This is a genomic window from Chromatiales bacterium (genome assembly GCA_024234935.1).
GTDB lineage: Bacteria > Pseudomonadota > Gammaproteobacteria > Steroidobacterales.
Window position 1 is genome coordinate 499,939 of record JACKNI010000001.1, and the last position, 12,157, is coordinate 512,095.

Genomic DNA, 12,157 nt, shown 5'->3' on the forward strand with positions numbered 1-12,157 from the left:
GACATGACACGCATGTACCGCACCCTGTTGTTCACCGGCCTGGCCTCCCTGGGTCTGTCGCTGCTGCTGCTCATTCCCGCGCGGACCCTTCTGCCATTGCTGATCAAATCCGGTGCGGTCACCAGCGGTCTGGACGGCACCGTCTGGTCAGGCAGCGCGCGTACCCTGAACGCGGGGCCGCTGCGCTTCGACCAGCTGCGCTGGCGATTCGAGCCGTGGCGACTGCTGCGCGGCGAACTCGGCGCGCGTATCGAGGGGCGGCTCCCCGATGGTTTCTTTTCCGGACATGTGGCGCGCTCGCTGGGCGGCAGACTTGTCATTCGCGATATCGAAGCGGCGGCACCACTGCAGGTACTGTCACCCGGCATGGCGTCCCTGACCGGCAACAGCCAGCTCAGCATCAGGATGCAGCAGATCGCCTGGCTCGACGGCTGGGTGGAAACAGCGATCGGCACGATCCAGCTGTCGCAGGTCGTGTTGCCGATTCCAGTGCTTGCCGGCCGCACACCGCCTGGCAATTACGTCATCAGCTTCGACAGCGAATCGCTGGCAGCCGGCACACCGCTCAGCGGGAAGGTCGCCGACGGCGGCGGCCCGCTGGAAATCAGCGGGGTACTGAACCTGAGCCCGCCACGCAACTATGAACTCTCTGCCACGGTCAAGGCACGCGACACGGCGCCGCCAGAACTGGTCAATATCCTGAAGTCAGCCGGTCCGCGCGCGCCCGACGGTGGCCGCGAATTCAGCCTGGCAGGCTCATTCTGAGCCAGCTTCTGGCAGCTCGACTGCGTGCAGCAGCCTGAGCAGTGGAAAATACAGCGCCACTGAAATCGGCCTTGTTTCAATCTGCGCGAAGGCGTCTCTGTAGGCTGTCAGCTGGGGCGCGTAACGCCGCGTTTCCGAAGCGATGAACTGCGTGCGGTCACCGCCCTCGTGACTGCTGGTCTTGTAGTCGACGATCCAGCGAATGCCCTGCCCGCAGACGAATGAGCGGTCGATGACCAGGTGCCTGAAACGGTCGCCAGACTTCACCGTCAGCGGGTACTCGTTCACGGCCTCATCGTGCTGCGAGGACATCAGCCAGCGTCCGCGCTCATCGGTCAGCGCATTGCTCAACACGGCATGTACCCGCTCGATGGCGCGGTTCAGATTGTCGGCTTCGACGCCGGCCCGGAGCAGCAAACGCCGGATAGCGGGTTGCAGACTGCGAAACGCCGCGTCGTCGCCCACGAACTGCTCGGCGCCGACCGTCGCAATATGCTGCAGCCAGCGATGCGCAACCGCGCCGGCATGCATCGCCCAGGAACTCGCCCAGTCGTAAGGCACGAGGGTTTCCGGCTGTGCTGCTTCCGCAATTGTCAGGCCCAGGCCAGCCGGCGGCGGCGGCCGCTGCCACGCGCCAGGCAGGCGGCGCAATACAGGTTGCTGCCAGTGCGACACGCAATCGTCTGTCGCAGCGACCTCTGGCTCCGTGACTTCGGGCCAGCATGAGCCGAGGGCTGGCCAGAGGCGTTCCAGCAGGCTGCCCGCCGCAGGCACGACCGACACGGCGCCATCGTCAACCGGTTCAGCAGTCTTGAGCTGACCGTACAGGTGCAGGCGCTTGATGGCACGGGTCGCGGCGACATAGAGCAGCCGGTCGGTTTCGGCCAGTCTCTGTTGACGCCGCAAGCGCCACAGCAGCGCGTAAAGTGGATCCGCATTCTTTTCGCCGGCCGCATTCACCGGCGCCAGCAACAGCTCAGGCTTGCCACCGGCCGAAGGCACTTCCTGCCAGAGCAGCGCCGGTTGCTGATCGCGGCGGGTCTCCCGCCCGAGCGCCGGCAGGATGACCGTATCGAACTGCAGCCCTTTCGCCTTGTGAATTGTCATCACCTGGACCTGGCTGCCGCCGCCGGGCAAGGACGATGGTGAGGCGTCGAGCGAAGCATCAAGCGCCAGCAGGTCCGCGCAATCGCCCCCGCTGTCGTGCTGCCCTATCGTGTCGAGTACCAGATCCACAAGCGGCAGGTCTGCACCAGCCACGGCCGGTCCGCCCAGTTCCACCCACAGGCCTTCGATCACATCGCGCAAGGGGATCTGACCGAGGCGTCCACGTGCACGCCCGAATGCTGCCGCAAGCCGCTTCACGCGATTGCGGCCATCGGTACTCAGCCTGGACAGCCACTGTCCATCGTTGCAACGTTCAACGAGCAGTGACTGGTCATCAGCTCCGGGAGCAGCCAGAGCCTCGAGATCGGCCAGCATCAGCCCGCACCAGGGCGCCCGCAGTACCGACAGCCAGGCCAGGCGGTCACCGGCATGCAGAAGCGCATGAGTGAGGGCCAGAAGTTGGCTGGCAATCGCCGTCTTGCCGAGCTGCACCAGATCGGCTGCAGAGAAATCGATCTGTGCGGCGCGCAACGCCGAAACGACCGCCGCCGCATGTGCCCGGCTGCGAACCAGAATGCCGATACTGTCCGCCGGCCAGCGCTGCAGGCAGCGCGTCACCAGGGCGGCGACCTCCATACCTTCCGATTCCGCCTGCATCCAGCTGCAACCGTGCAGCCGCACGCCATATTCAGGCTCACCGGAATCCGGTACATCCGTCGTGCCATCCTCCTCCGGCAGTATCGCCGGGGTGCTGGGGACGAAGCTGATGGCGCTGGTGAGCAGGTCATCGTGCGGGGGGAAAACCTGCGGAAAGATCCGGTTGACCCACTCGACCAGCGGAGGCACTGAGCGGAAGTTGGCACACAGACGGATGAATTCGAGCTGCACGCCGGGAATGCCCTGATCGCGACTGGCCAGAAACAGGCGCACTTCAGCCTGTCGAAAACCGTAGATGGACTGCATCGGATCGCCGACCAGAAACAGCGTACGGCCATCGCCTGGTGACCAGCCGCGCGTCAGTGCCTGCAGCAACTCGTATTGGGGCTGCGAGGTGTCCTGGAACTCGTCGAGCAGCACATGGCGGATTCGCCAGTCCACGCGCAACGCCAGTTCGCTGGGCGAATCGAGGCCGCCCAGTGCTGCCCTGCCCTCCGCAGCGATTTCCACGTAGTCAGTCAGGCCACGCGCAGCGAAGACCAGCTTCAATCCCGCGGCTGCGACGGGCAGCAGCTGCAGCAGCGCTTCCAGCGCCCGCCACTGCGCGGCGGGATAAACGGGCGACGGCAAGCCGGCGACCGTCGCCAGCACCGGCAACAATCCCTTGACCTCGCCGATGTGCGCGATCAGCTCCGCAGCGTGCGTCTTGAGATCCTTCTGCGCCGGCGGGAATCCCTCTGCCACGGTGAGTCGCGCGCGCGGCGTACCCGATTTTGTCAGGACCGTCGCCGCTGCAAGCTGCCACCATGCCAGGCGCTCAGCGACCGGGTACCTGGTATCGGGGCCCGCAGCGACAACGAGACCACGGTTGATCGCGGCAGCGTGGACGATCTCCATGAGCTGATCGAGCAGCGCCGCCGGTAGCGCCGCCTGAACCAGATCCAGTTCATGACTCACCACCCGGCCCAGCGCGGCCTCAAGCTCGGCACGAGCCAGGTCCATATCCATGGGCGTACCGATGATCGGCAGCCACTGGTCGCGATGCGCCAGCATCCCGGCCAGCAAAGCTTCCAGACGGTCCAGACGGTTATCGAAATGAGCCAGCAGGCTGGCGACTGCCACGCCCGCCGCATCGTCCTCAACCAGCAGTCGCACGGCCTCGCGCGCTGCCTGCCGATACAGCGGGTCGAACGGCGTCGCCACCGGGCGCAGCACGTTCGCACCGCCGCTCACCGGTGTACTGCGCGCCAGCGATGCACTCAGGCTGTCGATCGTGCTGATGCGCAGCCGGGACGGGTAGGCCGCAAGACCCCAGCCTCGCGCCTGATCCCTGGCCCGCACCGCGGCGACCAGTTCCCGCTGTCGGCGGCGACTCGCGGTTTCGTCAGCCGCGGCGGCCCCCTCGCCGGTCAAGGCCTGGCAGATCCTTCGCTGCATCTCGGCTGCAGCCTTGCGTGTAAAAGTGATGGCAAGAATTTCTTCCGGTTCGTCGACCAGACTGAGCAGTCGCAGATAGCGCTGAATCAGCAGTTCGGTCTTGCCGGCGCCAGCCGGTGCCTGGACCAGAAAAGAGCGATCCGGTGCGAGTGCACGTTCGCGCAGCGCGTCATCAGGTGCGGTACCGGCGATCTTCATTCGGCGTCTTCTTCCGTCGCTTCGGTCGCATATACGCCGGTAAGCACAGCGAACTGCCCGGAAGCCAGCGCCGGTTTTGCCGGATCGATGCGAAAATCGCCCGCCGCAAACTCGTCAGCGAGCAATTCGAGCTGGCCCTTCCAGCGCGCCACCACACCGTTCCAGTCCAGCTCCGGCTCGGCAAAGAACTTCCCTGGCGTCGTCAGGCAGCCTGTTCCAAGCGCCGGATCGCCGACACCGTAAACCACGACGGTGGACGGCGTGAACTGCAGCACCGCCACGCCGCGACAGCCAGTCCTTAGCGCATACAGCGGGAGCTGGCAGTCTTCCAGTCGCTGGCTACGCCACGACTTTGGCTTGAAGCTGCCGGTCTTGTAGTCGATGACCAGCTGCGCACCATCGGCAAAGGTGTCGATGCGATCAAGGCGCAACGCCAGGGCAAGCGAGCCAATAGTCAGCGAGCGCGGCGTTTCGGTTTCAGCCGTGAACTCACCCCACTCCGTCTCCCGTGCAGCGAGCAACAGAAGCTGGGACCACAGACGCTCGCGCTCAAGTTCGCGCAGACGGCGCAGAAAAACGTCCCTGCGCGGCAGCCAGTCATCCAGCACGTTTTCGACCAGTCCTGAAAAAAGGTCCGACAGGCGTGACCGGGGCACGAGCGCCAGTCCGTGCCGGCACTCCTCATGACCATAGAGGCGTTCAAGCAACCGGTGAAGCAGATTGCCGCGCGTAGCCGGGTCCAGCGGACGCGAGGGCTGTGGCAACTCCATACCGCGCAGCCGCGCTTCGATAAAGGCCCGCGCCGGACAGACTGCCTGCAGCGACAGGACACGGGCACCGCCGCGCACACGCTGACCCGACGGCCATGGAGGTGGCGGATCCGCAGCGACAGTTTCCGGTTGCGCTGATTGACCGACGCTGTACCGGTCCGGATTCGGCATCAGCGCCGGGCTCATTGACGCCCCGGCGCTCATTGTCGCGCGGATCCCCGCAAGCAGCGGGCTCATCAGCAAGTCTGCATCGCCGCGCTGACGGGCCCAGCTGAGGACCAGCTCATCGGCACTCGTCAGCAATCGGGAAAAGCGCCGCCCGGTCCATGCCTGCAAGGTGGCCGGTGCAGCAGCCGGAATCCCCGCCGTGCGCTGCAGTTGCAACGGCACCAGCGAATGGGGATGAGGCGCCGGCGGCCATCGGTCTGCGGTCATGCCGCACACCCAGAGGTGATCGAAGCTCTGGCCCGCCGCCTCCTCCAGACTGAGTACCTGCACGCCTTCCGGCATGGCCTCGGGAACGAACGGCCGCTCGCCGGCCAGGCTCTCGATGCCGGCCAGCGCGGCGCGCTGCGAGACCTTGCCGATCACCTCGTCGCAAGCGGCCCAGGACTGCAGCAAACCCTGCCATGCGCCTGCAGCCTGAAACTCCTCGCTGTCGAGTCCGCGCTCACCGGGCCATCCATGCGCTTCGAGTACGCGCGCAAACAGCGCCGACCATTGACTGGGCACAAGCCGGCCACCGGCATCATCGAGCAGACCGGCTGCCGCATCAAAACCGGCAGCGAGCCGTGGCGACAGCTTTCGTGCCCGCGCCACGAGCGACTCGCGACTGATATGGCCACCTGGCGCGTTACGCAGCCAAAGCTCGAGTTCGGCCCGCCCGGCCTGCTCAGTCGCGGCACCACCCGAATAGACCGAGCGCAACACCTGGCTGAGGAGTTCAAAATCGGGCTCGGCAGCCGATGCCTGCAAGAGACGCAGGGCTGCTGCAACCACCGGATAATCCGCCAGCACCCATCCGCCCGATAGGCTGAGCGGCGGTGCGGATGGCCGATGCAGTTGCCAGCCCGGCGCCAGTATCTCGAGCAGGCTTCTGCGGACGGCAGCGGCGCGCTGCCCGAGTTCCGGCACGATGATGGCAACCTGGGCATGCGGCGACTCGTCAAGACGCTGGCGCGCCCACCAGCCCGCCTGTACCAGCTCATCGGCCTCATCCAGACAGCTGACGACGCCTGTCTCACCGGCGCGCGCTGTCGGCCAAAGCGTTTCTACTGTGCAGCCCGCATCGGCGAGCGCCTTGCCCAGGGCCGCATATGCGGGCGGCCAGGGATCGAACGCCATCCAGCCGATATACTGCGGTAGCGGCAACAGTCCGGCTGAGAGCTCTGCTGTCAGCGCCTGCATCGCGCCGGTAATGTCCAGCCACTCACCGTCTTTCAGCAAGCCCTGGTAGGCATGCACCCATTGCGAGAAAGCACGGGCATCTCCGCTGTCTGCCGCGGTCTGCAGCTCGGCAGCACTGATGCCCCAGGTCTGGCAGAGGCGCCAACCTGAACTCGCGAGTGGTACCAGTACGCCGATGTCAGCGGCTGCACTACCGTTGCGCTCTGCCCAGCGCGCGATCACCCGCCACCAGAGCAGACGACACTCTTCCTCGGACAACAGCCGGCGGGTGCCCGACGGAGTATCCAGCACAACCGCAGCATCCCAGCAGCGTTGTATCCAGGCATCCAGTGGCAGGATGTCGGCACCGGGCCAGACGCCGAGCCCCGCCGCGGCCTGGCTGCGATCCCAGTCGAGCCGCAGCGTGCGGGCCAGCCGATGCGTGGCCGTGATGACCGTACCGCCGCCAGCAAGAACCTCCCGTGTGGCGGGTGTCACTGGGGGCATGCGGCTGGCAGGCGCAAAAGCGCGGCGCCGGTGAATCGTTCAGGCTGTCCGTTCGGCCACATAGCCGTCGAGCAACTCCTGGATCCGGCCAAATACATCCTTCAGCATGTCGGCATCGGGCAGATTGGTTATGCGGAAGAAGTTGTTGTCGCGGGTATTGAAACTGGTGCCTGGCGCGACCAGCACATGCTTCTTCTCGAGCAGGTCGAGCGCGAAGGCCTGGTCATCGAAGCCGGGAAATCGGGACTTGTCCACCCCGACGAAGGCATACATCGCACCGGCCGGTGGCGTGACATCAAGATATGGACTGGCTGCAATCGAATCGATGATCACGCGCCGCGACTCATACAGCCGTCCGCCGGGCCGCACCAGTTCCTGCACGCTCTGAAAACCGCCGAGCGCCGTCTGCACCGCCCATTGCGCCGGCACATTACTGCACAGACGCAGCGAGGCAAGCAGATCCATCGCATGCAGATAGTCGCCGGCCTGCTCGCGCGCCCCACTCAGCGAAACCCAGCCCACACGATAACCGCAGGCACGGTAGACCTTCGACAGGCCGCTGAAAGTTGCGCACAGCGTGTCGTTGACCAGCGGCGCCAGCGGTACGAAGCGCGCATCGTCGTAGGTCATCTGATCGTAGATCTCGTCGCTGAACAGGATGAGCTGATGTTTCTCGGCGAGGCGCACGATGGCGCGCAGCGTTTCTTCCGCGTAGACGGCACCGGTGGGATTGTTTGGATTGATCACGACGATCGCACGTGTACGTGGCGTGATGAGCCGGGCAATCGCTTCCGGGTCCGGCTGAAATCCGGCCTCGGGACGACAGGGATAGTGAACCGCCCGTCCCTGGTTCAGGGTCACGCTGGCCGTCCACAACGGATAGTCAGGGCTTGGCACCAGCACCTCGTCGCCAGGGTTGAGCAGCGCCCGCAAGCTCAGGTCGATGAGTTCGCTGACACCGTTGCCGATGAACACATCCTCCGCGGTTACACCGATGACGCCCCGCTCCTGCTGCTGCATGACCACGGCTTCACGGGCGGGAAAGATGCCTTTCTGATGACAATAGCCTTCGGCACTTTGCAGGTTCTCGATGATCGCCAGTCGCATGGTTTCCGGTGCACGAAAACCAAAGCGACCCGGATTGCCGATATTCAGCGAAATGATCTCGTACCCACGCCGCTCCATCTCGTGCGCGCGATTCGCGAGCCGTCCGCGAATTTCGTAGCGAACACCGCCGAGCGCGGTGCTGGGTTTGAAGGTAAATGATTGCTTCATGCGAAACGCCCTTTATGTGCCCGTCTTCTTGCCGGTACCGGCCTGTGTGCCGGTATGGAACAGGGTTGACAGAATGAATGCCAGTCCGACCAGTACAGCAACCAGCAGGAAGGCCAGGTCATAAGAGCCCGTGTTGTCACGGATCGCACCGATCATCGGCGGACCCAGGCCACCGCCCAGCGTGTCGAGCACGGTAATCGCACCCAGTATCTTACCGAGATGGCGTGGACCGAAGTAATCCGCCGCCAGCAACTGCAGCAGCGTATACAGCCCACCCCAACCCAGACCGAACATCGCCAGGCCGATCCAGATGCCGCTTGCCGCGGGCAGTCTGAGTACTGCGGTACCTGCCAGCATGATGCCAAGTGCGGCCACGAATACCGGCTTTTTGCCCAGCCGGTCAGCAAGAAAACCATTGATCACCTTGCCGCACAGGCCCAGGTAAAACAGCACCGTATAACTGAAGCCGGCATCCATCTGCGAAAAGCCGCGACCGAGCATGTAAAGATTCAGGTGCGCCTGGGTACCGATGATCGCGAAGAAACTGGTCATTGCAATCAGCGCGAGCAACCAGAAATTGCGCGTACGAAAAGCCTCCGATAGCGACATCCCGCCGAGTACCGGTGAATGTCCGGCGGTGCGCTGCGCCGGCGGTTGCTGTGCACCGAGATCGGCCGGCCGCTCACGAATGACAAAAAATATGACCGGCAACAGCAGCAGTGGCAGCAGGCTCATCCAGGCAAAACTCGCGCGCCAGCCGATCTCACCCATCAGTGCTGCATTGATCGGCGGCAGCGTGCCATTGCCAAGACTGGTCCCGGCCAGCGCGATACCCAGGGCCAGACCGCGATCCCTGACGAACCAGCGCGAGATGAGGATCACAATGACGATCAGCCCGCAGCTGGCCAGCGCTGAGGCAAACAGCAGGTGTATCCAGTAAATCTGGTCAAGACTGTCGACCGTCGAGTAAAGAAAATAACCCGCTGACAGCAGCAGTGCGCCAAGCACCATCAGCGGCCGCACACCAAAACGATCGGCTGCCGCGCCAGCCAGTGGTGCCAACAATCCGCTCACGGCCAGTGTTATCGCATCCCGAGTCTTGAGACCGGCGAGCGTCACGCTGCCACCCATCGACTCGTTGAGTGACTCGATCAGCGGTTTGTCGAATACATTGAGGCCACCCAGCGTCATGCCGTTGGTGATCAGCAGAATGAAGCCGGAGGCAAAGGCAATGACCCAACCATAGTAGAAAGCCTTGCTGTCCTGCTTTGTCATCAACCTCAACCTGTTCCGATAAGCTGACTCGCGCGGCGGCCACGATACCGGATTAGGGGCGGTTCCCCAAGCTGCTTGCCGGCGAACGGCGACAGGCTAGAATCAGGCCACAAGTCGCGCAGGACCACAGGCCCGCATGCTCAGATATATCGCCGTCGTCACGCTCGTCGTCAATCAGCTGTCAGCAGTCGAAGAGCCCTATCGCCTGCACCTGAACTATACGGCCATGCATCGTGGCACGGTCAGCGCGGAACAGGCAGCGCTGTGGGCGGCGCCGGCGATGAATGGCAAGCCATTTGTGATCCTGGGGCCAGCCAGCGGCGAACCCGTCTATCTGCGCTTTATCGAAGACCAGGCGGCCGTGATGCCCGCCCCCGGCACGAGCTTTGGCTGGAATGCCGCTGAGTTGCTGGTTACCGATCCGGACCGTCTCGCCGCTGAGCTGGAAGGGTCCGCGTTCCGCGTAATCGGCGAGCCCCGAGACCTCTGGGCTGCACCGGATGCACCGCGCGCCATGCAGGCCTTGGGTCCTGCCGGTGAACTCCTCTATTTCACCCGCGTGATCCCCTCCGCGTTCAGGATTCCCATGACACCGGCCAGCAGCCCGGTGGACCGCATCTTCATCATGGTCGTCGGCGGTCCCTCGATGGCCGCCATGCAGAACTGGTATCGCGATGCGCTTGGACTCAAGCCCGGAGCGGCCAGCGCCTGGCAGATCAATACGCTGTCGCAGGCACTGAAGCTGCCACCGGAAACCAGATACCAGCTGTCGATCGCGCCCATGCCGCGCGACTTCGAGATCGAACTGGACGAGTATCCGTCGGTGTCAAAGCCGCGCGCGGCTCGTGCGGGCTCGCTGCCGCCCGGTATCGCGATGGTCAGCATCGGCGTCGACCGGCTTGAGGACCTTCGTGTCGATTGGCGGGCACCGCCCGCTCGAATCGCGGATTTTCCCTATAACGGCCGGCGCACAGCGGTAACGACGGGGCCCGCGGGCGAATGGCTGGAGTTCATTGAGGCGACCACACCCGCAGTGCCGAAGTAACTTCAGACCGAGCGTTCGAAGTCGACCAGTTCATACTCCGTCAGCATGTAGCCGCCGATCACGCCCCTCAGGAAGATGTAGTCGCCATCCGCAGTACACCAGATGTCATAGGGTGGATGTGCCTCGGGCAGGCCCGGCGATGATACGAAACGGTAATGCAGGGCATCGAAGGTTCCGGCCTTTACCGTGATCTTCTCCTCACCCACATACTCCACGCCAAAACCGATACGGAACAGCATCGGTCCGGTGGCGCCGCGATGATCCGGAGAAGACAGCAGCATCTCGTCGATACTCTGCACGCCGGGACCCTTGTTGCGGTCAAAGAGCTGCATATGCCAGGCATCGCAGACGATCGCGTGATTCTGGAATGCCTGCAGCCGGCCGGTGGTTTCCATGCGCTGCGTAACACGGCCATCGAGAGCGGTATAGGTCTCGCACTCGGCGAAATCCTTGCCGAAACGGAACCAGCCGGTGCCGGTAAAGCGGTCGTTGACGCTCAGCCGTACAAAGCAGTCAGTCGGCAGCCACTGCGCGTCGAGACTGTAGACGATGTCACGCATCACGCTGGGCCGGTCGTCGATTTCCGAGTGGGCCATGCAGGTGCGGCGGCCATCGCTGTGCACTGTGATGTGGAAATACTCGCGTCCACGCTCCTGACCAACGCGGTCAGGCTTGTTGCTGGTGTAGGCGATGGTGCCGCGTACGGCACGCTGGTCGCGCTGCAGGATGCTCGTGCTCATGCTGTGTCAGTCCTTCGAAGTCTGTGTGATCCCCTGCTGCCGCACTGAAGGGCCACCGCAGGCTTTGCCGGGGCGCAGACTTTACGGGGAAAGGAGCCTGCCGCCAACCGCCTGCACAGGAAATGGCTCAGCTTTCCCGCTCCACCGGCCGCCCAGCGGAGCGTATCCATTCGCTCCACGAGCCCACATACAGGCCAGCTCCGGGCCAGCCGGCCAGCTCAAGAGCGAATATGCCGTGACAGGCCGTCACCCCCGAACCGCACATGCAGACCACTTCGGCAACCGGCCGGTCACCGATCATCGCCGAATAATTCCGGCGCAGCTCTGCAGCCGGAAGAAAACGACCGTCGGGCCCCAGGTTCCTGGAAAACGGAGCACTCACCGCGCCCGGCACATGCCCGGCCACCGGATCGATAGGCTCCACCCGTCCGAGATAGCGATCGTGTGAGCGCAGATCCAGCAGCAGGATCCGCGCCGTACCGAGTGCGGCTTCGATGTTCCGGGTTGTGGCTACCGGCATACTGCCGGGCCGGGCCACAAACCGGCCCTTGCGCCGGGCTGGCACTTCGGTGCTGATCGGCAGGCCGGCCGCACACCAGGCAGCGAAGCCGCCGTCCAGCAGGCTGACTTCGGTGTGGCCAAGCCAGCGCAGCAGCCACCACAGACGCGCCGCCAGCGCACCACCACCCTCGTCATAGACGACCACCCGGGTCTCCGGCCCAATGCCGAAGCCTGACAGCAGCTGCTGCAGATCCTCCACATCCGGCAGCGGATGACGGCCGGTTTCCGCTGTCCTGGGGCCGGCCAGATCCCTGTCCAGGTCTGCGTAGTAGGCGCCGGGAATATGTCTCTCGGCGTAGAGGCGCGAGCCTGCCGCCGGCTGCTGCAGGTTGAACCGGCAATCCACCACAACGAGGTCGGGATTGCTCAAATCAGCGGCAAGGTCGTCTATTGAAACAAGCATGAATCCTGCTCTGTACTTGTCGGGGCTGGGC

8 protein-coding genes are annotated in these 12,157 nt (G+C 64.3%); 2 read left to right on the plus strand and 6 right to left on the minus strand.

Features of this window, described 5'->3' with window-relative positions:
* Positions 1-3: 3 nt before the first annotated feature.
* A complete protein-coding gene (locus H6979_02375) occupies positions 4-765 on the plus strand; it encodes a type II secretion system protein N (GenBank protein ID MCP5138689.1) in 762 nt (253 codons plus the stop codon).
* Here the strand turns inward: H6979_02375 and H6979_02380 are convergent.
* The 4 genes from H6979_02380 to H6979_02395 are packed head-to-tail and all read right to left on the minus strand — an operon-like array spanning position 757 to position 9,377.
* Complete coding sequence (locus H6979_02380; GenBank protein ID MCP5138690.1) at positions 757-4,164, minus strand: UvrD-helicase domain-containing protein; 3,408 nt, start codon at positions 4,162-4,164, stop codon at positions 757-759. The two genes, H6979_02375 and H6979_02380, sit on opposite strands and share 9 nt — an antisense overlap.
* Positions 4,161-6,818 carry a PD-(D/E)XK nuclease family protein gene (locus H6979_02385; GenBank protein ID MCP5138691.1) on the minus strand — a complete coding sequence of 886 codons (2,658 nt, stop codon included), beginning with the start codon at positions 6,816-6,818 and terminating at the stop codon, positions 4,161-4,163. The genes H6979_02380 and H6979_02385 overlap by 4 nt, the downstream gene beginning before the upstream one ends.
* 48 nt (positions 6,819-6,866) lie before the next feature.
* Positions 6,867-8,102, minus strand: coding sequence for a pyridoxal phosphate-dependent aminotransferase (locus H6979_02390; protein ID MCP5138692.1), 1,236 nt, complete (start codon positions 8,100-8,102; stop codon positions 6,867-6,869).
* A gap of 12 nt (positions 8,103-8,114) precedes the next feature.
* Complete coding sequence (locus tag H6979_02395) at positions 8,115-9,377, minus strand: MFS transporter (GenBank protein MCP5138693.1); 1,263 nt, start codon at positions 9,375-9,377, stop codon at positions 8,115-8,117.
* 136 nt (positions 9,378-9,513) lie between these two features.
* Here H6979_02395 and H6979_02400 point away from each other — a divergent pair, with 136 nt between their 5' ends.
* Positions 9,514-10,422: a hypothetical protein gene (locus H6979_02400; protein MCP5138694.1), complete on the plus strand. Its 909-nt coding sequence runs from the start codon at positions 9,514-9,516 to the stop codon at positions 10,420-10,422.
* Between the two features lie 2 nt (positions 10,423-10,424).
* Here H6979_02400 and H6979_02405 read toward each other — a convergent pair whose 3' ends face one another.
* Positions 10,425-11,162, minus strand: a complete 738-nt coding sequence (locus H6979_02405) for a hypothetical protein (protein MCP5138695.1) — start codon at positions 11,160-11,162, stop codon at positions 10,425-10,427.
* Positions 11,163-11,289: 127 nt separating this feature from the next.
* Positions 11,290-12,126 (minus strand): sulfurtransferase, encoded by an 837-nt coding sequence (locus H6979_02410; protein MCP5138696.1) that lies wholly within the window; start codon positions 12,124-12,126, stop codon positions 11,290-11,292.
* Between the last annotated feature and the right edge of the window lie 31 nt (positions 12,127-12,157).